This window comes from Paenibacillus naphthalenovorans (assembly GCF_900099895.1).
GTDB lineage: Bacteria > Bacillota > Bacilli > Paenibacillales > NBRC-103111 > Paenibacillus_G > Paenibacillus_G naphthalenovorans.
Window position 1 is genome coordinate 42,073 of record NZ_FNDY01000023.1, and the last position, 24,968, is coordinate 67,040.

22 protein-coding genes are annotated in these 24,968 nt (G+C 50.8%); 15 read left to right on the plus strand and 7 right to left on the minus strand.

Annotated elements, in window-relative coordinates; all coding sequences use genetic code 11:
• Positions 1-106: 106 nt before the first annotated feature.
• Entirely contained in the window at positions 107-595 is a 489-nt protein-coding gene (larC2, locus tag BLT35_RS18655) for a nickel pincer cofactor biosynthesis protein LarC2 (RefSeq protein ID WP_074729377.1), read from the minus strand.
• Between the two features lie 161 nt (positions 596-756).
• On the opposite strand from larC2, the gene BLT35_RS18660 reads away from it, so the two are divergent.
• Entirely contained in the window at positions 757-1,821 is a 1,065-nt protein-coding gene (locus BLT35_RS18660; RefSeq protein WP_074729379.1) for a M23 family metallopeptidase, read from the plus strand.
• A gap of 91 nt (positions 1,822-1,912) precedes the next feature.
• Here the strand turns inward: BLT35_RS18660 and BLT35_RS18665 are convergent, their stop codons facing one another.
• Positions 1,913-2,275 carry an ArsR/SmtB family transcription factor gene (locus BLT35_RS18665; protein WP_074729381.1) on the minus strand — a complete coding sequence of 121 codons (363 nt, stop codon included), beginning with the start codon at positions 2,273-2,275 and terminating at the stop codon, positions 1,913-1,915.
• A 115-nt stretch (positions 2,276-2,390) separates the two neighbouring features.
• Positions 2,391-3,833, minus strand: coding sequence for a nicotinate phosphoribosyltransferase (locus BLT35_RS18670; protein WP_074729383.1), 1,443 nt, complete (start codon positions 3,831-3,833; stop codon positions 2,391-2,393).
• A gap of 449 nt (positions 3,834-4,282) precedes the next feature.
• Between BLT35_RS18670 and BLT35_RS18675 the strand changes: the two genes are divergently transcribed.
• From BLT35_RS18675 to BLT35_RS18700, 6 genes are all read left to right on the plus strand, one after another.
• On the plus strand, positions 4,283-5,641 hold the full coding sequence (locus BLT35_RS18675) for an IS4 family transposase (protein ID WP_028406325.1): 1,359 nt from the start codon (positions 4,283-4,285) through the stop codon (positions 5,639-5,641).
• 42 nt (positions 5,642-5,683) lie between these two features.
• Positions 5,684-6,013, plus strand: coding sequence for a hypothetical protein (locus tag BLT35_RS18680; protein WP_254777613.1), 330 nt, complete (start codon positions 5,684-5,686; stop codon positions 6,011-6,013).
• Positions 6,000-7,508 (plus strand): argininosuccinate lyase, encoded by a 1,509-nt coding sequence (argH, locus tag BLT35_RS18685; RefSeq protein ID WP_074729386.1) that lies wholly within the window; start codon positions 6,000-6,002, stop codon positions 7,506-7,508. The genes BLT35_RS18680 and argH overlap by 14 nt, the downstream gene beginning before the upstream one ends.
• Entirely contained in the window at positions 7,508-8,539 is a 1,032-nt protein-coding gene (locus tag BLT35_RS18690; RefSeq protein WP_074729388.1) for an N-acetylglucosamine kinase, read from the plus strand. The genes argH and BLT35_RS18690 overlap by 1 nt, the downstream gene beginning before the upstream one ends.
• Positions 8,536-9,279 carry a PIG-L deacetylase family protein gene (locus BLT35_RS18695; protein ID WP_074729390.1) on the plus strand — a complete coding sequence of 248 codons (744 nt, stop codon included), beginning with the start codon at positions 8,536-8,538 and terminating at the stop codon, positions 9,277-9,279. Before BLT35_RS18690 ends, BLT35_RS18695 begins: the two co-directional genes overlap by 4 nt.
• A gap of 275 nt (positions 9,280-9,554) precedes the next feature.
• The gene (locus tag BLT35_RS18700) at positions 9,555-10,268 is read left to right on the plus strand and encodes an isochorismatase family protein (protein ID WP_074729392.1); all 714 of its coding nucleotides are present in this window, start codon (positions 9,555-9,557) and stop codon (positions 10,266-10,268) included.
• A gap of 115 nt (positions 10,269-10,383) precedes the next feature.
• Here BLT35_RS18700 and BLT35_RS18705 read toward each other — a convergent pair whose 3' ends face one another.
• Positions 10,384-11,322 (minus strand): LysR family transcriptional regulator, encoded by a 939-nt coding sequence (locus BLT35_RS18705; RefSeq protein WP_074729394.1) that lies wholly within the window; start codon positions 11,320-11,322, stop codon positions 10,384-10,386.
• A gap of 256 nt (positions 11,323-11,578) precedes the next feature.
• Here BLT35_RS18705 and BLT35_RS18710 point away from each other — a divergent pair, with 256 nt between their 5' ends.
• The 6 genes from BLT35_RS18710 to BLT35_RS18735 are packed head-to-tail and all read left to right on the plus strand — an operon-like array spanning position 11,579 to position 19,165.
• Positions 11,579-12,289, plus strand: coding sequence for an isochorismatase family protein (locus BLT35_RS18710; RefSeq protein ID WP_074729396.1), 711 nt, complete (start codon positions 11,579-11,581; stop codon positions 12,287-12,289).
• A 45-nt stretch (positions 12,290-12,334) separates the two neighbouring features.
• On the plus strand, positions 12,335-13,915 hold the full coding sequence (locus BLT35_RS18715; protein ID WP_074729398.1) for an ABC transporter substrate-binding protein: 1,581 nt from the start codon (positions 12,335-12,337) through the stop codon (positions 13,913-13,915).
• Between the two features lie 21 nt (positions 13,916-13,936).
• The gene (locus BLT35_RS18720; RefSeq protein ID WP_074729400.1) at positions 13,937-14,884 is read left to right on the plus strand and encodes an ABC transporter permease; all 948 of its coding nucleotides are present in this window, start codon (positions 13,937-13,939) and stop codon (positions 14,882-14,884) included.
• Positions 14,885-14,914: 30 nt separating this feature from the next.
• A complete protein-coding gene (locus BLT35_RS18725; RefSeq protein ID WP_083351339.1) occupies positions 14,915-15,814 on the plus strand; it encodes an ABC transporter permease in 900 nt (299 codons plus the stop codon).
• A 41-nt stretch (positions 15,815-15,855) separates the two neighbouring features.
• The gene (locus BLT35_RS18730) at positions 15,856-17,886 is read left to right on the plus strand and encodes an ABC transporter ATP-binding protein (RefSeq protein WP_083351340.1); all 2,031 of its coding nucleotides are present in this window, start codon (positions 15,856-15,858) and stop codon (positions 17,884-17,886) included.
• Positions 17,873-19,165, plus strand: a complete 1,293-nt coding sequence (locus BLT35_RS18735; RefSeq protein ID WP_074729402.1) for an MFS transporter — start codon at positions 17,873-17,875, stop codon at positions 19,163-19,165. Before BLT35_RS18730 ends, BLT35_RS18735 begins: the two co-directional genes overlap by 14 nt.
• Before the next feature lie 108 nt (positions 19,166-19,273).
• Here the strand turns inward: BLT35_RS18735 and BLT35_RS18740 are convergent, their stop codons facing one another.
• Entirely contained in the window at positions 19,274-20,137 is an 864-nt protein-coding gene (locus BLT35_RS18740) for a hypothetical protein (RefSeq protein ID WP_175472015.1), read from the minus strand.
• Positions 20,138-20,358: 221 nt separating this feature from the next.
• Between BLT35_RS18740 and BLT35_RS18745 the strand changes: the two genes are divergently transcribed.
• Together BLT35_RS18745 and BLT35_RS18750 are read left to right on the plus strand one after the other, a co-directional pair.
• A complete protein-coding gene (locus BLT35_RS18745; RefSeq protein ID WP_028406325.1) occupies positions 20,359-21,717 on the plus strand; it encodes an IS4 family transposase in 1,359 nt (452 codons plus the stop codon).
• A 122-nt stretch (positions 21,718-21,839) separates the two neighbouring features.
• Entirely contained in the window at positions 21,840-22,154 is a 315-nt protein-coding gene (locus BLT35_RS18750) for a YbjQ family protein (RefSeq protein ID WP_054817456.1), read from the plus strand.
• A gap of 200 nt (positions 22,155-22,354) precedes the next feature.
• On the opposite strand, the gene BLT35_RS18755 is transcribed toward BLT35_RS18750, so the two are convergent.
• Both BLT35_RS18755 and BLT35_RS18760 read right to left on the minus strand, forming a co-directional pair.
• Positions 22,355-23,692 carry a DRTGG domain-containing protein gene (locus BLT35_RS18755; protein WP_062409517.1) on the minus strand — a complete coding sequence of 446 codons (1,338 nt, stop codon included), beginning with the start codon at positions 23,690-23,692 and terminating at the stop codon, positions 22,355-22,357.
• A gap of 237 nt (positions 23,693-23,929) precedes the next feature.
• Positions 23,930-24,952, minus strand: a complete 1,023-nt coding sequence (locus BLT35_RS18760; protein WP_074729406.1) for a Gfo/Idh/MocA family protein — start codon at positions 24,950-24,952, stop codon at positions 23,930-23,932.
• Between the last annotated feature and the right edge of the window lie 16 nt (positions 24,953-24,968).

Consider the following 24,968-nt stretch of genomic DNA (forward strand, 5'->3'; position numbering starts at 1 on the left):
TTTCAAGAAAAGCCTCATCTAAAACCTTCATTAAACAGGCTGCAAGCCGAAGCTTTTCTTGCTGCTCCCGCCTCTGTTACGCGCGGCATTTGTAACGGGGGCTTTTTTATGCTTTTCCCTCTTCCCCCGTTCTTTCCATAAACCTTCTGCGCACCTCGTCGTACACCGTTTTCAGCGGTATGCCGTACGTCCTCGCCGCGTGCTCACACTCTTTGAATTCCGGTGCGAATTGCACGAGCTCTCCCTGATGAAATCCTGCCTTAACGTGAATTATGCCCCATGGGGTATCTACCGCATGAAACGTCCTCCCCAGACGATGGACGGATGCTCTCACGTAACGAAGCCCCAGCGTCGTCGTTTCGCGAAAAATGACGGTTTCCATCTTTTCCGCTTGCGATTCGTCCGTAAGCACATTGAGCATGACGCCGGGACGGCCCTTTTTCATAATGATCGGAATCCAATAGACATCGTTCGCCCCCTGTTCAAACAGCAAATCCGTAATGTATGAGCAGTATTCAGGGTTCATATCATCGATATTCGCCTGCAAAATCAGCATCCGTTCATCCAGATGCTCCTCACGGTGTTCAAACGCCATACAGCATCCCTCCAGAAGCATCATATCAAACTTGGCATGGGATAAAAAGCCGTTATTTAGCGTAACCTATCGATACACAAAAGGTAATGCTATCAACATTGTAAAGGGATTGTTGCAGCATATCCGGATCGAGAATGTCATTAGAAGGAGGTAACTTTCCTATGGTCGCATGGTATGCTCGGGCTCTAACCGCCGTGCTGGTGTGCACGACCTTGACGAGCGCCGCGCTCTGGCCTGTGGAGAAACAAGCGTCCGCAGCCGCCCCTGCCGTATCCTCAAAGTCTGCCCCCAAAAGCGGCAAAGAGGCAGCCGGGATGAAAGAGGTATTTGCAGAACGAAAAGATTTATTCGATAAGGTGAGCGCGTTAACAGGCATTCCCTGGAATTACTTGGCTGCCATCGATCAATATGAACGCTCGATTAATTTGTCCAAGAAAAGGCCTCTCAAGGACAGTCTGGTGGCCATCTATTTTACAGATCTGCAATGGGGCGGAATGTTCAATCCGGACCATGAGGATATGAACGAGCAAAGCATTAAGCTGTTTGGCGGCATGGGCCGCGACGGTTCAGGCGACGGCTTGGCGGATCGGATGGACGATCTTGACCGGCTTTATTCGATGGCTTCTTATCTGCTCAACAAAGGAACCGCCGAAGAGGATCTGCGCATTGGACTCTGGGAATACTATCAAAATAACCGCAGCGTGGAGCGAATTCAGCAATTCGCCCGGATTTACGGTACATTCGACACCTTGGACCTGCATGAGCACTGCTTTGTGATGCCGCTTGGCTCCAATTACTCCTATCGGAGCACGTGGGGCGCCAGCCGCGGCTGGGGAGGATTCCGGATTCATGAAGGAACGGACCTGTTCGCAGGCTACGGAGTACCGGTACGCAGTGCAACATACGGCATTATCGAGGTGATGGGCTGGAACCCATACGGAGGTTGGCGGATCGGCATCCGTGACTTGAACAATGTGTATCACTACTTTGCCCACTTGTCCGGATTCAACAAAAAAGAAGTGAAGCTGGGCGACGTCGTAAAACCGGGCCAAGTGGTCGGCTGGGTCGGCAGCTCTGGCTACGGGAAGCCCGGAACATCCGGCAAATTCCCACCGCATCTGCATTACGGGCTTTACCGCGACAATGGATTGACCGATTGGTCGTTCGACCCGTATCCGCATTTGCGAAAGTGGGAGCGCGAAGAGCGAATGCGGCGCAAGAGGTAAATCATGCTATGACGATACACCCCTGTGAAGGACAGCCGCTGCCGGCCTGTCGATCACAGGGGTGTTTTATCGACCCTGGAACGCATGGGCATTATCCGTGCATCACATGCTGAAGCATCTGAACGAAAATTTGTTCGATATGCTCGTCATCCAGCGAGTAGAATACCGTTTTGCCGGCTTTGCGCCGCTTCACGATGCGCAGATTGCGCAGATAACGCAGCTGATGGGAAACCGCCGACTGCCCCATATCCAGCACTTGTGTCAGGTCGTGCACACAAAGCTCTTTTTCCAGCAGCGTATATATAATTTTCACCCGGGTCGGGTCCCCCAGCACCTTGAATATATCGGCAAGCGCCGATGCAGTCGGTTCCGGTATCAAATCTCTTTTCAATTCGGCAATCATACCGGTGCCCGTGCAGGGATCATCGCATTGTTCGTTAAGGAATTTGTCCATGTCCCCACCGCCCCTTTTTGGTAAGCTTAACTATCCGTCCAATCATTATAGCAGAAAACAGAACGGTACGCCGCCGACATCACAGCAGGCTGAGACAATCCCATATCCATCCATACTACCCGTTGTATTTTTGAATGAGCTTCATCTTTAGGGCCCACGACGCGGGGCTAAGATTGACCCTGTACAATTCGGGATTCAATATGCGGAGATATTCCGGCCAAAAAAGCTGGAGCTGTTCTTGGTGAAACCGACGGATGTCTTCCAGCTTCGGCAGTGAATAAACCAGCTCGCCATCGATATAAATAGGTTTTAAAAGGGGGACTCCCTCATAATTAGTGACGATTTTATTTTTATACGGTTGCAGGGGATCAAACAATTTCAGAGGCTTGCCCCGCCGCACGTCGGTCTCGTCACTTTGAGCAATGTAATCCGCTTCCGCTTTTCCCGTCTCTTTATTGATAATGCGGTAGATTTCTTTGATGCCCGGATTGGATACTTTTTCCGGATTGCCTGAAATCTTAATTACCGGCTCGTATGCACCTTTCTTTTCTCTTGCCACGAGTTTATAGACACCGCCCAAGGACGGCTGATCCGCCGCGGTAATTAACTGTGTCCCCACTCCCCACACGTCTATTTTCGCTTGTTGGGCCTTCAGGTTAATGATAATATTTTCATCAATGTCGTTGGAGGCGATGATTTTTACATAAGGAAGTCCCGCACGGTCGAGCATTTCTCTGGCTTGCTTGGATATGTAGGCCAGATCCCCGCTGTCTATCCGGATGGAGTTCATTCTTTTCCCCTGCTGCTCTAACAGTTTTGCCGTTTTTATCGCATTAGGAATCCCGCTTTTTACCGAATCATAAGTGTCCACAAGTAAAGAAACCTGATCGGGAAGCGCTTCAGCGAATTTTTGGAAGGCTTCTTCTTCCGTATCATGATCCTGGATCCAGGCATGGGCATGGGTGCCCTTGGTAGGGATGCCGAACAGCATGCCGGCCCGCAAGTTAGAAGTCGCATCAAAGCCTGCAATATAGGCCGCTCTGGCCCCCCACACCGCCGCATCGGCCTCCTGCGCTCTTCTTGTTCCAAACTCAAGCAAGGTCTCATTGGCAGCCACCTGCTTGATCCGCGACGCTTTGGTTGCAATGAGCGTTTGGTAATTCATAAAGTTCAGCAATGCGGTTTCAATCAACTGCGCTTCAAATATACGGGCCTCAACGCGAATTAACGGTTCATTCGGAAAAACCAACGTCCCTTCCGGCACGGCGTGGATGTTACCGGTAAACCTGAAGTTTTTCAGCTCGTCCAAAAATCCTTCCTTATATCGCTCCTCCTGCTGCCTCAGATAATGAATATCCTCATCGCTGAAGGTTAACTGCCGGATATAATCTACAATTCTCTCCAAGCCCGCAAAAACGGCATACCCGTTGCCAAACGGCAGTTTTCTAAAGTAAGCCTCAAACACGGCCTTTTTATTCAATGACCCCTGCACCCAATGGGCATACATCATATTGATTTGATATTTATCCGTATGCAGAGTTAAATGTGAATAACTCAATTCGCTCACTCCCTAATTAAAACTATGGCCAATGCAGCCATGATTGAAACATCGAATGTATATAATCTGATGATACGAATTGGGAATGACCGCTTTCAGAGCCTCCCCCGAGGCACCTTCATTTTCCGGGATGAAGCTGCTATATATAAAGTACCGTAAATTGCCCGAATCAACAAGAATGCTCCATGAAAGAATGCGCCCGGTCTCCCCGGTTTTCGCCTTCTCCAATACAGACCGGCCCGGTTTACGCAGCGATTTGGGGTTCGTTATAATAAAAATAACTATTATTACGAACTCAACTTTCGCAGAGCAAAAACTAGCCTAAATCCTTGCAGCCACAGGGCTACTAAGCAATCAGATACATGGCTTGCAAAATAGAAAAACACCGCTTCGTTTGGTAAAGTGAAAGTGCGAGCAATCACTATCAAACAGAAGAGGTGTCTTCCATCATGATAGACCATCAGCCCGATCTTAATCAACTGCCAAACGAATTAAAGTCTGCTTTTCAAGAACTGAACGTCATGAAACATCTTCGACAAGCTGGGTTGCGCAAGCGATTTGGTTTCAGCTGTGCCCGACTGTTCCAACTCGTCTTTGTCCTGTTGTTTCATCAAAAGAACTGGTTTCGTCTGCTCGAGAGCAGCAAGGGAGAATCGTTTCCCGGCAAAGATGCGGTGTATCGCTTCCTCAATCATGCCGGCTTTGCCTGGCGTCGCTTTCTGACATCACTCAGTGTCGCCACGGTACGGAAGGTCAGCACTCTTACGTCTGTCGACCGGGACACCGTCTTCATCGTTGACGATTCGATGTTCGAACGCAATCGCAGCAAGGCTGTTGAGTTGCTCGCCCGATTCAAAGATCATGCCACCGGCGCTTATTACAAAGGATTTCGTATGCTCACCATGGGCTGGTCCGACGGGCATACCTTCTTGCCGCTCGACTTCGCGCTGCTCAGTTCAAGCAAGTCTGCCATCAACGGCATGAGCGAGAACATCGACAAACGATCGCACGGCTACAAGCGCCGTCAGGAATCGCTCCGATCGGCTCCGCAGGTCATTGCGTCCATGCTGGATCGCGCTTTGGCAGCAGGGGCGACCGCCTCCTACGTCTTGATGGACAGCTGGTTTACGCATGCGCCTCTCATTGGCGAAGTCATTGCCCGCGGGCTCGACGTGATCGGCATGGTCAAGAATGACAATAAGCGTTTCCTGGTTCAAGGCCGGAAGCTGTCGCTCAAAGAACTGTACGCGGCAGCGTTTCCTGTGGTGAGCAACAAGCGTGGCATTCTCCGCTGCATTCGAACCGAGCTTGCCCCAGACATTCCGGTTCGCGTGGTGTTCGTTCGTCATCGTACGAAGAAGAATGAATGGCTCGCTATTTTGACGACAGACCTTTCCCTTTCCGTAGAGGACGTGATCCGCATCTACGCGATTCGCTGGGACATTGAGGTCTTCTTCAAGTGCACCAAATCACTGCTTCGTTTGCAAAAAGAGTTTCAAGGCCGCTCCTATGATTTGCTGATCAGCCATACGACACTTGTGTTTTCGCGCTACATCCTGCTGGCTTGGCAGCATCGGCAAAGCACCGATGCGCGCTCCTTCGGAGGCTTGTTTTATTTGCTATGCGACGAAGTCGGTACGCTCGATTGGGCGGTTGCCTTACAACAATTGCTCGATCTCATCAACGAAATTGCCACGAAGGCCGGCAAAAAGCTTTCGGCTCTGATACAGCGTCAACTCCAGCAATGGATTGCCGTTTTGCCCAGTTACATCAAGGCTTGTTTGCCGATTTCATGCTGCGAAAGTTGAGTTCATAACACTGCCGGCCGGGGACATGGCGGACCTTATGAAATGTCTGCGGTCAAGGCGTTTCGACCCGAGCTGGTATCTGTTGAAGCCTCCGATCCGGAGCTGCATTCCGGTCGGGCGCTGTCGCCGCTTCCTTACGTTCTGGTTGAAGGCGAACCGCAGGGCTGGAATGGTTACACAGGATGCATTCATCAAATCTCCCTTGAAGCGGGAAAGGTCATCGTGGAAGAAGCGGCAAAGCATATGAATGAGTTGATCCGCAAGTGGCTGGATGGCCGGGACGCTGCTAAACCATCCGCGTTGGATGAAGAAAGAGCGAATGTGGATTACGGGATGGATGGAGAGGGGGATCGACATCATGGATTACCGTGAACGGATTTTACAAACGGAAGGCAGCGTGTTTCCGGGAAAAACATATACGGAGGTTGTGCTGGAGCCTGCGTTCAACGAGGCCAAACGTCATTTGCTGGGTCCGATGATGGCTATTCATAAAGCGCACTTGATCATGCTTTACGAGCAGAAGCTCATGACGTTGGAGGAAGCGAAGCAAATTGCCAAAGCGATTACCGCTCTTTCGTTGGACAAGATAAGGCAATCGCCGTATACGGGCGAGTTCGAGGATTTGTTTTTTCAAGTGGAAAGCGAGCTTCTGGAGAAGGCCGGAGACATTGCAGGGAATTTGCATCTGGCGCGAAGCCGTAATGATATGGGTGTAGCGATATACCGGATGGTGCTTCGGGAAAAGCTATGGCACACGATGGCCTCCGCTCTCCGGTTAAGAGAACATCTGCTTGCTTTCGCAGAGGAGCATGCGGAAACGGTGATGATAGGCTATACGCATACCCAGCAGGCCCAGCCGACGACGATGGCACACTATATTACCGCTGCTGCGGATTCACTCACTCGGGATATTCGCCGGATGAAGGCTGCCTATGCGAACTGCAACCGAAGCAGTATGGGAGCGGCGGCGATGACGACTTCAGGCTTCTCGATCAGCCGGGAGCGGATGATGGAGCTGCTGGCCTTTGATGAGCTGGTCGAAAATTCCTATGACGCTATAGGCGGAGCGGATTACCTCGGCGAAGTCGCCACGGCGCTCCAGCTGGCTGCCATTAATTTGGGTCGTGTGGTGCAGGATTTACTGTTATGGTGTACGCAGGAGTTCGGAGCCGTGAAGGTTTCCGCCCCTTATGTGCAGATCAGCTCCATTATGCCGCAAAAAAGAAATCCCGTATCCTTTGAGCATATGCGTTCTCTATTGTCCAGCTGCGCGGGCAGTGCGAATACCGTGCTTTCGATGATGCATAACACGCCCTTCGGGGATATCGTAGACACGGAAGACGATATGCAGCCCTACGCTTGGAGAAGCTTGGAGATCATGGATCAGATGTACCGGCTGCTATCGGTGGTGATCGGTACGTTGGAGGTGAATAAAGAGAAGCTTCTCCAGCGGGCTGAGGGAAGTTTCGCCACGGTAACTGAACTTGCGGATACGTTGGTTCGGACGGACGGCCTGTCCTTCCGGAAAGCGCATCATATTGTCAGCAGCGTGGTGAAAAAGGCTATGGCAGAAGGGTTAGCCGCAAGCGAGGTATCTCTGGAGATGGTGAATGAAGCTGCTCTTCAGGTGATTGAACGCCGTCTGCTTCTGGATGAGGAAACGCTGAAGCAATCCCTGAATCCGGTTCATTTTGTTCATATCCGTACGCTCCCCGGGGGGCCGGGTCCGACGGAAATGAAACGAATGCTGGAAGAACGCAAGCATCAGCAGACCGCTTTAAGCAAATGGCTGCAGGAGACGCAAGACAAGCGCAGATCGGCGCTGGAGCGCTTGGATGTTGTGATGGCGGGATGGAGTGAAGCCTGATGGCAAAGCAGCATGTCATTCCCTTGCTTGCGGTAGATGGAGGAGGCACCAAATGTCTTGCGGTACTGATAGACGAGCACGGAAATCGTTTGGCACAGGGCAGGGCGGGTTCGTGCAATTACCAAGGAATCGGCAGAGAAGCGGCCGCTCAGGAAATTCGTCTTGCCATTGAAACAGCTATCAAGGAATGGGTTGTATCGCAGGAGAATCAGCAGAAGCAGGCGGATAAGGATATCGAAGTGGAATGTGCAGTCTTCGGCCTTGCCGGGTTAGATACGGAACATGACCGGGGCGTCCTGATCCGGTTGGTTCGGGAGGTATTGACCAGCCTGGGTATAAAAGTAAAGCACCTTGTTGTCGAAAATGATGGATTCGCTGCCCTTTTGGGAGCAACCGGCGGTAAACCGGGCATTCTGGTTATTGCCGGGACGGGATCGATCGTCTATGGGATCAACGTAAATGGAATGACGGCCAGAGCTGGCGGTTGGGGTCACCGGGTCGGTGACGAGGGCAGCGGTTATTGGATCGGCAAGCAAGCGATCATCTCCATTCTTAAAGCCGAGGACGGGCGCGGGGAGACAAGCCGGCTTGGTGATCGGGTCATATCACATCTGGGATTAGCCACACCTGAAGCTTTGTTTAATTGGGTGTACGGCTCCGATTATTCTGTAGAAAAGGTGGGCGAGCTTTCCCGGCTGGTTAGTCTGGCAGCTGCCCAAGGCGATACCGTATCGCAGCGCATTTTGTCTATGGCGGGCAGCGAATTGTACATGGGAGCTAAAGCGGTCATCGACAAATTAGGCATAAGACAGAGTGCATTTAAGGTCGTTCTACAGGGCGGCGTTTTACAAAACGATGTATGGGTGCATCGTGTCCTCATGGATCAGCTGCTTCAATACGCTCCCCTCGCGGTATTGGATTCGGTGGAAAATGAGCCGATTTACGGGGTGATGGCCATGGGGCTGTCTCACCTGAGAAAGCTGAGGCTGGCACATAGCGGGGAAGAAGAAAGGGGGAGTCCAAGCCCATGAAACGCAAGCTTTTATTTGTATTCGCGCACCCGGACGACGAGTCGTTCGGGTGCGGAGGCACGATAGCTAAATATAAGGAGCGGGGACACGATATCCTGCTGATCTGTGCGACTTCAGGCTGCGGGGGCAGATCGGGGGAATACTGTTTTCAAACCAAGCAGGAGTTGGCTGCTCACCGCGAGAATGAGCTGCGTCAGGCCTGTTCTATTCTCGGAGTGTCGCACTTGGTTTTACTTTGTTATCCGGACGGCAAATTGAAGGAGAAGAATCCGGATGAACTCGCTCATCGGATCGAAGAAGTCATTTGTGACCATCTGCCGGACTTGGTGATTACGTTTCCGCCGAACGGGGTTACCGGTCATCTTGATCATATTGCTATTTCCAAAGCTACGGAGCAGGCGGTGGAATCGGCAGAGCATCGGCTCCCGAGAGAGCGCTGGCCTAGCTTGTATTATGTTTCGATTCCTCACTATTATGATCATTGCGCGGCGTCAGCGCCTGCAGGCGCCACCCCTATCACGGCAAAGGTTCATATAGAAAATTACCGAAATCAAAAAGGTAAGGCGCTCCAAGCCCATCGGAGCCAAGCTTATTCCGTGAACCGTGCCTATCCCGGCGTCATGCAGGGGGATTACCGAGTGATTGGCCATTACGAGTATTATACCTTGTGCCGCGAAGCAGGCGAAGCAGTCGAAATCAAGGAAATGCCGGAGGGCATTCCGGTAAAGGAATTAGTATAATGAAGCTTTACTCTGTTTCTTAAACCGTCTTGCTACAGCGAGGCGGTCTTTTCGTGTGAGATTATGTGCGTATTCATTCAAAAAATGAAAGATCATATTCAAATTGCGTAATTTACATGTTAATTTTCATGACGTAAGATAATATTGAAAATACATTTTAAACCAAGGAGGACGTCGGAAAACGGGCAAATGTGCTGGGATGACTTTTATACGGAGCAGGTCAAAGCGCCTCGCTTACCCCTGCCTCTAATACTTCTCGGAAAGGGTGATATCGTTTGAAATATGCATTTGAAGATCATTGTTGGAAAGAATTAATCCCGGAGGAAGTGCTGGAAATTTATAAGCCGTATCATCGGGAAACTTTCGTAGGGCAGCGGCCTGCGCTGCTGGTGATCGATCTGTATAATTTAGCGTATCAGGGAGGTCCTCTCCCGGTCATTGAATTGCAGAAGGAGTTTCCCAGTTCCTGCGGCATTCATGCATGGGATGCCATTGAGCCGACGAAGCGGGTGTTCGACGCGGTTCGCTCGCTGCAATGGCCGGTCATCTATCTCACCAGCGACAGGATGACGCGCTCCAACAGCCGCAAGGTATCCGCGACGAAACGGAAATCGTCTTCCATTAGTGAGGACGCCTATGAGATTTTTTCGGAATTCAGTCCGCAGCCGGAAGATTTGATCATTTGCAAGACGCGGGCCAGCGCCTTTCATGCCACGCCGTTAAGCGCTTATTTGACACTCCTTGGGGTAGACAGCTTGATTGTTGTCGGTGAATCCACGAGCGGTTGTGTACGGGCGAGTGTAGTAGACGCCTATTCCCATGGTTATCATACGGTAGTGGTGGAAGAGTGCTGCTTCGACCGGAGCCCGATTTCGCATCAGGTAAGCTTGTTCGATTTGCATCACAAGTATGCGGACGTGATGCATGTGGATGAATTGTTGGGGCATCTTTCACAGCGACAACCGGCTCAAGCGGTCGGAATGGAATGAATGAGATCCAATCGATTGGGAAAGACCGGACTGAAGGCTTTGGTTTAAGCTGCATGATCTTCGGCTCATGACCGGTTTCTCCAAGGAAAACTGCTGCCAGTCCGGGATTAACGACTTATTTGATGCTGGATGAGCTTGCGGAGGCAGGAGCCGCTGGCCGATTGCATTGATCGTTCATTTCATCCTCGAAGTAGCGGATGAATAATTGATCAATGCTGTTCAATTCCCCTTCTCGGTAGACGATAAATAACTGGCTTAAAGGAAACGGGTTGCGTTCAATTTCGATTTGGACCAGCTCGTTTTTTTTGACTTCACTTTTCATATACGAAGGACCGGAAAAAAGAACGCCAAAATTCATTTGAATAAAATGCTTGAGCAAGCTCAAATTATTGGATTCGAATTTAGGTTTATAATTCAGGTTCAGTTGATTGAGCGTGACATCAATGAGCTTGCGGGATTGAGTATCTTTCTGATAAGTAATGAGCGGCTCCTGCAGGATTTCTTCCAAGGCGATTTTCTTGTGTTGGGCGAATCGGTGCTGTGGAGACACATAGAGCATCATGGGCTCACTGTACACAAGCCGATAGTTTAAATCGGGGTCATTGCTTGTATAACGCGTGATCCCGAGCTGGAACGTTCTGCTTTTCATTAACCGCACCAGCTCCGAAGTTGCATAACAATATACCTTAATGGATACGTTGGCGTGCTTGGAGGTGAAGGAATCCATTACCTGCGGAAGAATGCTGGATGCGACCGAGCTGTTGCAGCCAATTGAAAGCTTCCCTGTCGTTCCTGATTTGACATGATCTACGGCTTCCCTTCCCTCTTGAATGGCGCCGATGATAGAACGTGCATAAGGCAAAAAAGCCTTGCCTTCCTCCGTTAGCCTAATTTTTCCTTTTGCGCGGATCAGCAGGGAATGGCCTAGTTCTTTCTCCAACTGACTGATGCGGTGGGACACGGTCGGCTGGGGCAAATACAATTGATTAGCCGCTTGTTGAAAGCTTCCGACTTGATAAACCTTTAGGAAAGTCACAATATGCTCGATATTCAAATCAACCGCCCCTTTAGAATATTGTGATATATATTATAACACAAAAATGTAAACTGAATAATAAATTGGGAAAAATTAAGTAGTCAAAATGTGAAAAAAGAAGAATTTGAATTCGTTTTCATTCAAAATGTGAATAAATTGATTCAGTTTCAGTTATTTACATCCAGATGAAAAGTAAATATGATGGAATCACAGAAGATTTAAGTAATGTTTATGATAACTAATATAACATAAAATTGAGGAGGAGATCGGTATTATGAGTTCAAAAGGATGGGACCGTTATTTGTCGGAGCGAGATAAGCAGCATGATGAATTGTGGGGAAAAAAGGAACGGAGAGGATTTGGAGTCAAGCCGGCGCTGCTGCTCATCGATATATACTACAGTGTGCTTGGAACCAAACGGGAGCCGATCTTCGAGTCCATGAAAACATGGCCGGGGAGCACCGGTCTTGAAGGATGGGAGGCGGTGGACCGAACCGCGGAATTGCTTGCTGTCGCTAGAGACAACGATATTACCGTGATACACATCAAAGGGCTGTCGGCGCCGATCAAACCGTGGATTGCCAGGACATCGCGACGAGGATTGCCGGAGGAGCTTCGAAGTTTAGGCTCGCAAATCGTCGATGAAGTGAAGCCGCTCGAAGGGGAATTGGTAATAGAAAAGTCGGCTCCAAGCGCATTCCAAGGAACGCCGTTAGCTTATCACCTGGTGAGTCTTGGAATCGATACGGTCATCTGCTGCGGAGAGACGACCAGCGGGTGCGTTCGGGCATCGGTTGTCGACGGTGCGACGCATCGACTCAAAATGGGGGTTGTCGAAGAATGTGTATTCGACCGAACCGAATCATCTCATTGGATCAATTTGTACGATATGCATCAAAAGTACGCGGATGTAGTGAATTTGTCCGATACTATCCAATATTTCAAGGAGATTGGCGCAAAGAACAAAAATCTTGTTTCATCGTAATTCGCCGGTTGGAGCTATGATTCGTAAAAAGAGGGGGAGAATCCAATGAGAACTTGGAAATTGGGCTTTACCTGTTTCCTGATCGTGATGATGTTTTTGACGGGATGTGAAACCAGCGGAGGCAGCACGCCGGAAGGGACTCAGAATGCAGGAGCAAGCTCCGGCGAGGCGGCAGGCTCGGGGGAAAAGGTACTGAAGGTCCGCTTTTACGATGATCCGGCCGGCTTTGACCCGGCGAATATATTCCGGATTGAAAACGAGAATATCGCGTTTAATATTTTTAGCGGACTGACAACCTACGATTCCAAAACCGGCGCCATTATACCGGATTTGGCGGAATCGTGGGAGACCTCGGATAACCAAACATGGAAGTTCCAGCTTCGCAAGGGCGTGAAATGGCAAAAAGGCTACGGCGAGTTTACTTCTGCAGATGTGTTATATTCCTATAATCGTATTTTGGATCCGGCAACCGCATCGCCCTATGCGGCAGAATTCAACAACGTGGAGAGCTTTGAAGCGCCGGATGCGCATACGTTCGTTGTTAAGCTCAAGAAGCCTGACGGCAATTTCCTGCATCAGGTCGCGAACTACCACCAAGGTCAGATTGTAAAGAAAGAAGCGGTCGAGGAGTTTGGAGACAAGATCCGCTGGAATCCGGTCGGAACAGGCCCTTATGCGGCGGAGAAGATCGATCCGACTTCGGAGATCGTCCTCGTACGGCATGAGGAGTACTACAAAGGGCCGGCTCCGATCAGCAAGCTTGTTTTCTCGATTATGAAAGACGACGCTACCGCTACCATCGCTTTGCAAAATGGAGAAATTGACTTGTTGATGCGTACCAACCGCGAGGAAAATTTGGATACGCTGGAGAAAGCGGGCTTCAAAATGAACCGGGTCGACAACTATGCCGTTTCCCTTAAAGTATTCAATTTGGAGCACCCGATTTTATCGAATCCCAAAGTGCGTCAAGCTTGGGCACACGCAGTGGACTTCCAGGCGATCGCTGAAGGCGTGACTCCGAATCTCCAAATGGGCGCCGCCAATCTGATGCCGGAGTGGATGGAAGGGTACAGCAAAAATGTGCCGGTATATGAGTATAACCCTGAAAAGGCGAAGCAGCTCTTGCAAGCAGCGGGATATGCGAACGGAATTAAAATCAAAAATCTGGCCACTTCCGCAACAGGCGTAACGGATCAAATGCAGCTGGAGCAGGAATATCTCAAGGCGGTAGGAATTGAATTGGAATTTGAGTTGGTCGATACGCCCACCTTCAATCAAAAGCGTAACCGGGGTGAGTTCGAAACGGCTACTCGTCTCCTGCCGGCAGTCAACCCGGATATGATTTTATTCAGTTTCCTGCATCCGGATAATATTTCTCCAAAAGGCTTGAATGGCGCGAGATACAACAATCCCGAAGTCACGGGTAAGCTGGAGGCGGTGCGTGCAGAAATCGATCCCGAGAAGCGGAAGGTTCTATATGAAGAAATACAGAAGATTGCCATGACTGAGCTTCCGTATTTGCCGACCTTTGGAGGGAACGTATTCTGGCCAAGCAAACCTAATATTGACGGTGTGGTCATAAACAAGCTGGCACAGGTTAATTTCTATGAAGTAGATATCAAATAACATTCCAGGTGGTGAACCGCGATGATCAGCTACACCATGAAAAAAGGATTACAGCTGCTTGTAACGATGTTCGGTGTGGTGACTCTCGTGTTCTTCTCCATTCGGCTCATTCCCGGCGATCCTGCTGCAGCGATCGCCGGAGACAGCCTTTCGGCCGAGGCGCTGGAGGAATTAAGGGAGAAGCTCGGACTCAATGCCCCTCTCTGGTCTCAGTATATCGAATATCTGAAAAGTATTCTTAGTCTGGATTTGGGTACGACGATCACCACCTCGCTGCCGATTGCCGGTTTGCTGCTAAAGGCTTTACCCATTACGTTGATCGTCGCCGTGTTTACGGTGCTGCTTTCGGTGATCATCGCCATTCCGCTCGGAACCATCGCCGCGTTTCTGGCCCATAAGGGGAAGAAAGCGTTGGATAACCTCATTACATGGGCGGCTATGGTGGTCGATCTGATGCCTTCCTTCTGGACGGCGCTTCTGCTTATGCTGTTCCTGTCGCTTAATTTACGACTGTTTCCTGCGAGCGGTACGATCAGCTTTGACGATCCGGTCATGTTCTTCATGCGGGTGGCAATGCCAATCCTGGTGCTGGCTTTGACTCAGATAGCGACCTTGGCGAGAATTACCCGGACAGCCGTTTTGGAGGTACTGAATGAGGATTATGTCCGAACGGCCAGAGCGATGGGAACATCGGAAATCATTGTGGTATTCCGGCATGCCCTGAAAAACGCGATGCTGCCCATTATCACCGTGGTAGGACTTAGCTTCGGCAATTTGTTGAACGGTACGGTGATTGTGGAGTTTATCTTCTCCATACCGGGTATCGGCTCACTCCTAGTGTACGGCATCAACAGCCGGGACTATCCTCTTGTTCAAAATGTGATCTTATTTTATGCCTTCGTGTTTGTGGCGATTAATTTCTTAACGGACCTGGTATACAAGAAGTTTGATCCGAGAGTTCAATTCTAAAAACAACCGATTTTATAGGAGGGATGGAGCGTGAAACAAGAAGCGGTTCATACGACAATGATCGGGCAAGCTTCGGCATTGCCGCGATGGTCAAGAATCAAAATTCCTTATTTCATGTTGTTTGCCAGGAATAAAAAAGCCATGTGGGCCATGCTGATCCTGGCGCCCATTCTGCTGCTGGCCGTTTTGTCGCCAGTACTGCCGCTGCAAGCGCCTCTCGAGACAAATGTCCGGCAAAGCCTGTCCTCCCCAACGCTGGAGCATCCCTTCGGTACGGATAAGCTGGGCAGAGATGTATTCAGCAGGACATTGTCAGGTATCAAAGTATCGATGCTGGTCGGTATAAGCGTAGCGGCTATCGCTCTTGTATTCGGCATAGTCCTCGGGACCATATCCGGATTCTTCGGCAAAACCGTCGATCGTGTTATTATGGGCATTGTAGATATATTCTTGGCTTTCCCTTCTTTGCTGCTGGCGATCGGCTTGGTTGCCGTGATGGGGGCCGGTACGATCCCAGTGATCTGCGCCATTGCTCTCGCCGATGTGCCCCGATTTATCCGTCTTCAGCGCTCGCTGGTGCTGAGTCTGAAGTCCAGAACGTTCATTGATGCGGCCAGAACGGTCAACGCTTCCCAGGGCTGGCTAATGGCGAAGCATATTGTTCCCAATACGATTGCGCCTCTGCTCGTTGCCGCCAGTATCGCCGCCGCGAACGCGATTTTGGTAGAAGCCAGCTTGAGCTTTCTCGGTTTGGGGATACTGCCTCCGGCTCCATCCTTGGGCAATATCATCCGGGACGGTCAATTATATCTGCAGCAGGCTTGGTGGATTTCCACACTGCCGGGTGTTGTCATTTTGCTGATTGCGATCGCGCTGCACTTTTTATCCGACGGTATTCGTGAGGCATTGGATCCGAAAGCAAGAAAATAGCGTGTCACTCTGAATCAACAAGAGCTAAGGAGGCGAAGGGCATGGAGAAGGAACCCATGATGAGTCCATACGAACCCGTCCTGCAGGTTCACGATTTGCATACACACTTTTTTACGGAATCAGGCACGGTAAAAGCAGTAAATGGGGTTTCCTTCGACTTGCAGCGAGGTGAGCGTCTGGCTATTGTAGGCGAGAGCGGTTCAGGCAAAAGCGCCATGGCGATGTCTTTGATCCAGTTGATCGCTCATCCGGGCAAGGTCGTTTCGGGCAGTGTGAAGCTGGAAGGGCAGGAACTGATCGGCATGAGTGACGGAGGGCTCAACAAGCTGCGCGGAAGCTCCATCGGAACGGTATTTCAGGATCCGATGGCCTCTCTTGATCCGGTGATGCGGATTGAGGATCAAATGGTCATTCCGATTCGGAAGCACTTAAAGCTAGGGGCCAAAGAGGCCAGAGCGCATGCGATCCAATTATTGAGCAGCGTCGGTATTCCCGATGCGGAGAAACGGATCACGTCTTATCCGTTCGAAATGAGCGGCGGTATGAGACAAAGGGTGATGATCGCCATGGCGATCTCCTGCAATCCGAAGCTGATTATTGCGGACGAACCGACCACTGCACTGGATGTGACCATCCAGGCTCAGATCGTGGAGCTCATGAAGAGCATTACGGAGAAAACGGGCAGCGCCATGGTTTTTATCACCCATGATTTGGGCTTGGTTGCCCGCTTCGCGCAAAAGGTGGCGGTCATGTACGCCGGTAAAATCGTCGAGTACGGTACCGTACATGAGATTTTCGGGCAGCCTAAGCATCCTTACACGCAGAGCCTGCTTATGACCATCCCGAGTGTCAGCGGAGAAAAAAGGGAGCGTCTGCTGCAAATTCAAGGGTTTCCGCCGGATATGAAATATCCTGTTCTGGGTTGTGCTTATAAAGAAAGGTGTCCTGTGGCTTCTGATCGCTGTTATCACAATACACCGGAATTGACCGTAAGGGGAGGACAGCAGTTGACCGCTTGCTGGGAATTAAGAGGGTTGATGGGCGATGGAGAAGACAAGGTAATGGACCTGCTCAGTTATCAGCGAAGAAAGGAAGCCGCCGACATAGCGGAATCGGCTATGAACTTAGAGGAAGGAAATCATGGGCGTTCCGATGTGGTGCTTGAGATACGGGAATTACGGAAGCATTATAAGAAGACGTCCGTCTTGCCATGGAAAAAATCGGTGGAGATACGTGCCGTGAACGGGATCGACCTAACCTTAAAACAAGGAGAGACCATCGGGATTGTAGGTGAAAGCGGCTGCGGCAAAAGCACGACGGCGCGGATGCTGCTCCAGCTTGAACAGCCTACCTCAGGCAGCATCAACGCCAGTGGCAATATACAAATCGTATTTCAAGACCCGTACTCCTCTTTTAATCCCAAGATGAGCATTGAAGATATTATCGCAGAGCCGCTGAATGTCCAAAAAATCGGAACGAGGGAAGACAGGAAACGGAAAGTAAGAGATTTAATTCAGAAGGTTGGCTTGGATCCTGCTTATCTGGACCGGTATCCGAGTCAATTAAGCGGTGGACAAAGGCAGCGGGTCGGGGTCGCACGGGCGCTTGCATTAAATCCTTCTGTCGTGGTGGCTGATGAACCGACATCGGCGCTTGACGTTTCGGTACGCGCACAAATTATTAATTTGCTCTGTGACCTGAAGGAGGAGATGGGGCTTAGTTTTATATTCATCTCGCATGACCTGTCCACGGTTCGCTACATTAGCGACACGATTGCCGTTATGTATTTGGGGGAGATTGTAGAATTCGGTCCCGCTGAAGAAGTGTTTACGAATCCGGCTCATCCGTACACGAAAGCTTTGCTTGCCGCCGTTCCCGTTCCCGATCCTTTCGTGGAGGAGGGGCGAAGCATCAAGCTGCTGTCGGGTGAAATGCCGAGTCCCGCCAACCCTCCCGCAGGCTGCGCGTTCAGTACAAGATGTCCCATGGCGACAGAACAATGTATGGAGGAAAAGCCGGCCTTAACGGAAAAAATGGCGTTGAGAAAGGTAGCCTGCCATGCTGTCTCCTGACTTCTACCGCAAATTTGCCATTTATGGCGGAGGTTTTTTTTTCACCATTACCGGTATGGCTCAGCCATTCTTTACTCTTTACGCTCAGGAGCTGGGAGCATCGATGGCGGCGATCGGCTTTATGGTTACGCTTCGTTCACTGCTCCCGATCTTTATCGCCATGCCGGTAGGACAATTGATCGATCTGATCGGCGCGATCAAAATGCTCAAGATTGGCAGTGTGTTTCTGATCTTGTCCCTATTCACCAACATGATGGCAACCGGCTTGTTCATGCTCGCGATTTCCCAGCTCCTTATGGGAGCCAGCATTATCATTATGGCTTCCTCCCTTCAGGTGATGGTATCCGAAGGCTCGAAGAACGAACGGAATGAAAATATCAAAAAATACTCGATGTGGATGTCGGGAGGAGGGATGCTCGGTCCGCTGATCGGCGGGGCGCTCACTTCCCTGTTCGCGTCGAAGCTGCTCGGATATAAAGTGACCTTCGGAGCGGCTTGTGTGGTATCCGTGATGTTCCTGATATTTTTATTGCTGATCGCCAAAGGGTATCGGAAATCCTCGGAAGGCAGTAAACGGGCTGCCAAAGAGATGCTCAAGTTCAAAGGAATCAAGGACAGCTACATGAGCGGAATCCACTTGACCAAAAACCGGGCTGTACAGTTCGGTTTAATCGGAACCTTCCTGATCATGTATATCCAAGTGCTGTTTTCGAGCTTTGTGCCCATCTATTTGGACGAGATGGGATATACGACATTGCTGATCTCTCTCATCATATCGGCTCAAGGCTTAGCTGGAATGCTGTCCAGATTTGCACTGGGCTGGATCATGAAAAGGACCCATTTGGAACGAATCCTGCTCTTTGCCGGATTGATTGCTTCCGTTTGTCTCGTCTTTACGCCGGTTGCCGTTTTGCATACGGCAGGGATCATCGTTCTGGTGATGATTATGGGCAGTGCGGTAGGGGTTAATCTTCCGGTGAGTATGATGATCATGGTGAACGATACGGAGGAATCGGATCGCGGAAAGCTGATGGGACTGCGGCTGTTAATGAACCGCTTTTCACAAATTATCAGTCCGGCGATGTTTGGGGTGTTGGGGCAATCGCTTGGACTGACGGTTGCTTTTTATACCGGAGGCGCATTCTTAATTGCTACCATCCTTGGGTTTTCTCTGTACACCTCTGCCAAGTGGGGCTTGAAGACCGCAGGAGTTGAACCGGTTGAGAAGTCGGCTTCAAAATCATTTGCGGCCGCTCCATCGAAGGAGGCTTCATCCTGATGAACTAGTTATGGCCCGGACCTGTTCCTTGTGAATAGGCCCGGGCCGTTGTGATGTATGGATAGACGAAGGTGGGAGAAAACCAGCGGGGCATTTGGATGCAGCATATTATTTCGTTGGTTTGCGAGCTTGTTCAACCCGCTCAGAAGCTTTTCTTATGATCGCTTCTATATCTTCTGCCGCAGCACGAAGATTTACATCCTTTCCTAATCGGAGCGAATCGCCCAGCTTTTGCATCATCGGGTCGATTTGGCGCAGAACGGGAATGAAGCCCACGTTCGTATTTCGCAACGATTCCTGCCCCGCCAGCTGCAGCAGATGGTTTTCGTGTTTGGTTAATCGATCGCGCATTTCTTGAAAGATGGCCGCATTTTTTTCCAATTGCTGCGTTCTATGGCGTAAAGAGTCCAAGGTCCTGCATACCCGGGTCCCTTCATGCTTCGACTGAATGGCATCGAATGCCGCTAATTGACTCGCTTGACGAAATAAGGTTTCGGCCTGGTGGAGCTGTTCCTTCAGCTCATCTAAAGGAAAACCCGTTTTGTCGGTCAGCGAGTGTATCATCCCAGAAGTCGCAGCAAGTTTCTCTTCCGCTTGACGCAGCAGCTCTCTGGCTTCTTTTACCTCTTTATTCATTCTGGACAGATCAAAAATAATCTGATCTACGCGATGCGAAAATTCATTCGTTTCATGCAGCAAATTTTTGGCCTGAACCAAAGGATCCACAAGAGAGAAAAAGGCAGCTTTTTGAGCCTGAAGCCGCTTTTGCAGCCGCTCTGATTTTTCGTGCAGCGAAAAAACGGCCTGCTCCAGTTCTTTCAACCGTTGATGAGTCTCGCCCTTAGCAAATCCCAGCTCTACATCTTTAAACGTGTCGGAGACGATGATCGCATTCAATTGTGAGGCTGCTTCCTGATATGTGTTTATCGCACGCTTTAGCCATTGTGTCGTTATCTTGCGTTTGACAATCATAATCCCGATGACCAATAGGAAGATAAGGACTGCTGCTGTGAACAGAATCGCCGTAAAGTTAGATAACTCAACTTTCGCAGAGCAAAAACTAGCCTAAATCCTTGCAGCCACAGGGCTACTAAGCAATCAGATACATGGCTTGCAAAATAGAAAAACACCGCTTCGTTTGGTAAAGTGAAAGTGCGAGCAATCACTATCAAACAGAAGAGGTGTCTTCCATCATGATAGACCATCAGCCCGATCTTAATCAACTGCCAAACGAATTAAAGTCTGCTTTTCAAGAACTGAACGTCATGAAACATCTTCGACAAGCTGGGTTGCGCAAGCGATTTGGTTTCAGCTGTGCCCGACTGTTCCAACTCGTCTTTGTCCTGTTGTTTCATCAAAAGAACTGGTTTCGTCTGCTCGAGAGCAGCAAGGGAGAATCGTTTCCCGGCAAAGATGCGGTGTATCGCTTCCTCAATCATGCCGGCTTTGCCTGGCGTCGCTTTCTGACATCACTCAGTGTTGCCACGGTACGGAAGGTCAGCACTCTTACGTCTGTCGACCGGGACACCGTCTTCATCGTTGACGATTCGATGTTCGAACGCAATCGCAGCAAGGCTGTTGAGTTGCTCGCCCGATTCAAAGATCATGCCACCGGCGCTTATTACAAAGGATTTCGTATGCTCACCATGGGCTGGTCCGACGGGCATACCTTCTTGCCGCTCGACTTCGCGCTGCTCAGTTCAAGCAAGTCTGCCATCAACGGCATGAGCGAGAACATCGACAAACGATCGCACGGCTACAAGCGCCGTCAGGAATCGCTCCGATCGGCTCCGCAGGTCATTGCGTCCATGCTGGATCGCGCTTTGGCAGCAGGGGCGACCGCCTCCTACGTCTTGATGGACAGCTGGTTTACGCATGCGCCTCTCATTGGCGAAGTCATTGCCCGCGGGCTCGACGTGATCGGCATGGTCAAGAATGACAATAAGCGTTTCCTGGTTCAAGGCCGGAAGCTGTCGCTCAAAGAACTGTACGCGGCAGCGTTTCCTGTGGTGAGCAACAAGCGTGGCATTCTCCGCTGCATTCGAACCGAGCTTGCCCCAGACATTCCGGTTCGCGTGGTGTTCGTTCGTCATCGTACGAAGAAGAATGAATGGCTCGCTATTTTGACGACAGACCTTTCCCTTTCCGTAGAGGACGTGATCCGCATCTACGCGATTCGCTGGGACATTGAGGTCTTCTTCAAGTGCACCAAATCACTGCTTCGTTTGCAAAAAGAGTTTCAAGGCCGCTCCTATGATTTGCTGATCAGCCATACGACGCTTGTGTTTTCGCGCTACATCCTGCTGGCTTGGCAGCATCGGCAAAGCACCGATGCGCGCTCCTTCGGAGGCTTGTTTTATTTGCTATGCGACGAAGTCGGTACGCTCGATTGGGCGGTTGCCTTACAACAATTGCTCGATCTCATCAACGAAATTGCCACGAAGGCCGGCAAAAAGCTTTCGGCTCTGATACAGCGTCAACTCCAGCAATGGATTGCCGTTTTGCCCAGTTACATCAAGGCTTGTTTGCCGATTTCATGCTGCGAAAGTTGAGTTACGAATATTTTAGACCAGCTGAAGCAGCTTGGATAGGCTTCGGCGGATTCTACTGAATCCTTTTCCAGTCATTGGCGTATACCATATATGCAGTTTATTCTAGGGAAGGAGTCGATTCCATGATTGTGACCACCACAAATACCTTAGAAGGTCAAACGATTATCCGTTATCTTGGTTTAGTCAACGGCGAAGCCATTATGGGGGCCAATATCGTACGCGACTTGTTCGCTTCCATCACCGATATTGTCGGCGGCCGGTCCGGAGCTTACGAAAGCAAGCTGAAGGAAGCGCGCGATATTGCGATTGAGGAAATGAAATCCCAAGCCGTACGTATAGGCGCCAATGCCGTGGTCGGCGTTGACATTGATTACGAGGTGATTCGGGAAGGCATGTTAATGGTAGCGGTCAGCGGGACCGCGGTGTATGCGGAATAATCCAAAGAACCTGACGGCAGATGACCATCAGGTTCTTTTTAAGTTCAGTTATGCAAGGCAAGCTGTGCGATTTCGAGCCGAAATCCGGCGACCATTATCGGCAGCCCGGTATGATGGAGCCAAAAATGCCGTGGCCCAATCGACTTCCGCCCGCCGCGAGCGATCGTTTCAGACTGTCCCTTTGCCGTTTTACCGACCGCCTAAGACTGTTCAATAACGCGGGCGGTCAGCATGGCTTTGGCCACGCGGGCGCCGCTGTGGAAAATCTCAATATCAATCTTGCAAAAGCGCCGGCTGACTTCAATAACCGTAGGAAAAATTTCAATGACGCTGTCGATTTGAACCGGCTTCAGAAAATAACCGGAGAAATTATCCAGAATGAGATCGCCCTTCTTATGCTCCTTGGCGGTCCGGTAAGCGACCTGTGTCATGATGGTGGTCAGCACACCCTCGGAGACCGTGCCGAGATGATTCGTCATCTGCGCCGTGATCGTCCCGCGGAAATACAGTTTGCCCTCGTCGTCTCTCCGGTCCTCGAATCCCGACCATATCAAATCCTCGAAGGTTTCTCCGTTTTGCGGCTGCATCTGGATGTACTGCATGGCCTTCAGCACCTCCTGACGGCTGATGACCCCTATCATTTTGCGGTTCGTATCGATCACCGGCAAGAGCTCGATGCCTTCCCACACCATGATATGCGCGGCGGAAGCGACGGAAGCCTGCGGATGGATTGTGATGGGATGGCGCGTCATAAGCCGGTCCACCGTCTGGTCCGGTTCCGCTCCGACCACATCCTTCGTCGTGACAATCCCGATCGGCCGGTTCCATTCATCCACCACCGGAAACCGGTTATACCCCGTCTCCTCCATCAGCTTTTCCATGTCGGCAACCGTGTTATAGCTGCGCAAGCTGCTGACGGGGGCATCGGTGCGGATGATATCCTCCACCAGCATGATTTGCTTCTTGATCAGCCGGTCGTAGATGGCCCGGTTGATCATTGTCGCCACGGTGAACGTATCATAGCTGCTGCTGATCAGCGGCAATTCGAGTTCATCCGCCAACCGCTTCACCTCCGGAGCGGTATCGAATCCGCCGGTAATGAGCACCCCTGCGCCCTGCTCCAGCGCGCCCATATGAGCCTTGTTGCGGTTGCCTACGAGCAGCAGGCTTCCGGGCTCGATGTACCGCATCATCGCATCCTGCTGCATGGCGCCGATGACAAACTTGTGGAGCGTTTTCTCCAATCCTCCAGCCCCGCCCAGCACTTCGCCGTCCACCATGCTCACCACCTCCGCAAAGGTCAGCTTGTCGATATTTTGCCGCTGCTTGCGATCTACCCTTACGGTTCCTGTGCGCTCCTTCGTACTGACAAGCCCCTGATTCTCCGCTTCCTTGATGGCGCGATACGCGGTTCCTTCGCTGACCTCCAGCGCTTTGGCGATTTTACGTACGGATATGCGCGTCCCGACGTTAAGCTCGGCGATATATCGGATAATCTGCTCATGCTTGGTGAGCAGCTCCTGCGGCTCTTCACTCATTCCCGAAACACCTCCATGCAAACTGTAATATCCTGTTTTTCAATTATTATATAATAGATGTGTCAAAAAAACAGCCTGGCCGAAACAGATTTCCGGTATATCCTCCACATTAAGGTCCACGGAATGGAAAAAAGCCCAGGGCGTTCTCTCGCCTCAGGCTTCCTATTGCTGTGCAGCCGCAGATTAGCGGATTAGCAGATTATCCAATGTTTGCCACGATGCCGCACAGTGTCTTGTCTATGACAATTTGACGATTTGGCCGGTCGCATAAGATTTGAATGCGCCTAATATCACCTTCAATGATTTCAGCCCTTCTTCCCCGGAGATATCCGGTGCTTTGCCCGTTACAAGGCAATCTACGAAGGCGTCGATCACGCCGCTTGCGGTCTGTTTCTCATTCGTAGCGATGGCTCCGACTTTGTACCGTTCTACAGTACCGTCGCGCAGCTCGACAATCACCTGATCCTCCGGATGCGTACCCACCTTCATGACGCCGTTCTCGCACCAAAATACGGTGCTGTTGTCTTCGCCTTTGTAGTACGTCCAGCTGGCCGCCAAGGTCCCGATCGCACCGCTTTTCATCCGCAGCACGCAGGCGGCGTTATCATCGACGGCCGTATCTTCTTTGTGCAGCGTATCGATGATGGCAGCCACTTCAGCCACTTCGTCTTCCAGAAAGTACCGGATCAGATCGGATTTATGCACCCCAAGGTCGCCCATTGCTCCCATGATCGCCTCATCCTTGCGGAAAAACCAGCTGTCCCGTCCGTCTACACTCCACCTCTCCGGACCGGGATGACCGAACGAGGTCCGGAAAGTCAGCACTTTGCCGAGCTTGCCCGATTGCAGAATCTCCTTCGCTTTCCTATGCGGAGGCATCAGCCTTTGATTGTGTCCGACCATCAAGTAAACCCCGTTCCTCCTGGCCGCCTCGATCATCGCTTGCGCTTCCTCTTCGGTTGCCGCTATCGGTTTTTCTACCAGGACGTGAGCCCCTGCGTTGGCTGCGGCGATGGTCGCCGGAGCATGCAGAATGTTAGGCGTACACACACTGACCGCATCCGGCTTGACCTCGCGCAGCATGTCTTCATAATCGGTGAACGCTTGAGCAGAATAGGGCTCCGCGCACATTTGCGCGCGATCGGGAATCGGGTCGCAAAAAGCAACCAGCTCCACGTTCGGATTCACCGCATACTCCGGGATATGTCTTCTTTGCGCGATCGCGCCGCAGCCGATCACGGCCACTCTTATTTTTTTCATGATTTCAGCCTCCTCA

What these genes read in the sequence shown, in the direction of transcription:
- larC2 (WP_074729377.1), bottom strand. Translation starts at nt 595, where the DNA reads ATGGCGTTTGAACACCGTGAGGAGCATCTGGATGAACGGATGCTGATT.
- BLT35_RS18660 (WP_074729379.1), top strand. Translation starts at nt 757, where the DNA reads ATGGTCGCATGGTATGCTCGGGCTCTAACCGCCGTGCTGGTGTGCACG.
- BLT35_RS18665 (WP_074729381.1), bottom strand. Translation starts at nt 2,275, where the DNA reads ATGGACAAATTCCTTAACGAACAATGCGATGATCCCTGCACGGGCACC.
- BLT35_RS18675 (WP_028406325.1), top strand. Translation starts at nt 4,283, where the DNA reads ATGATAGACCATCAGCCCGATCTTAATCAACTGCCAAACGAATTAAAG.
- BLT35_RS18680 (WP_254777613.1), top strand. Translation starts at nt 5,684, where the DNA reads ATGTCTGCGGTCAAGGCGTTTCGACCCGAGCTGGTATCTGTTGAAGCC.
- argH (WP_074729386.1), top strand. Translation starts at nt 6,000, where the DNA reads ATGGATTACCGTGAACGGATTTTACAAACGGAAGGCAGCGTGTTTCCG.
- BLT35_RS18690 (WP_074729388.1), top strand. Translation starts at nt 7,508, where the DNA reads ATGGCAAAGCAGCATGTCATTCCCTTGCTTGCGGTAGATGGAGGAGGC.
- BLT35_RS18695 (WP_074729390.1), top strand. Translation starts at nt 8,536, where the DNA reads ATGAAACGCAAGCTTTTATTTGTATTCGCGCACCCGGACGACGAGTCG.
- BLT35_RS18710 (WP_074729396.1), top strand. Translation starts at nt 11,579, where the DNA reads ATGAGTTCAAAAGGATGGGACCGTTATTTGTCGGAGCGAGATAAGCAG.
- BLT35_RS18715 (WP_074729398.1), top strand. Translation starts at nt 12,335, where the DNA reads ATGAGAACTTGGAAATTGGGCTTTACCTGTTTCCTGATCGTGATGATG.
- BLT35_RS18720 (WP_074729400.1), top strand. Translation starts at nt 13,937, where the DNA reads ATGATCAGCTACACCATGAAAAAAGGATTACAGCTGCTTGTAACGATG.
- BLT35_RS18730 (WP_083351340.1), top strand. Translation starts at nt 15,856, where the DNA reads ATGGAGAAGGAACCCATGATGAGTCCATACGAACCCGTCCTGCAGGTT.
- BLT35_RS18735 (WP_074729402.1), top strand. Translation starts at nt 17,873, where the DNA reads ATGCTGTCTCCTGACTTCTACCGCAAATTTGCCATTTATGGCGGAGGT.
- BLT35_RS18740 (WP_175472015.1), bottom strand. Translation starts at nt 20,137, where the DNA reads ATGATTGTCAAACGCAAGATAACGACACAATGGCTAAAGCGTGCGATA.
- BLT35_RS18745 (WP_028406325.1), top strand. Translation starts at nt 20,359, where the DNA reads ATGATAGACCATCAGCCCGATCTTAATCAACTGCCAAACGAATTAAAG.
- BLT35_RS18750 (WP_054817456.1), top strand. Translation starts at nt 21,840, where the DNA reads ATGATTGTGACCACCACAAATACCTTAGAAGGTCAAACGATTATCCGT.
- BLT35_RS18755 (WP_062409517.1), bottom strand. Translation starts at nt 23,692, where the DNA reads ATGAGTGAAGAGCCGCAGGAGCTGCTCACCAAGCATGAGCAGATTATC.
- BLT35_RS18760 (WP_074729406.1), bottom strand. Translation starts at nt 24,952, where the DNA reads ATGAAAAAAATAAGAGTGGCCGTGATCGGCTGCGGCGCGATCGCGCAA.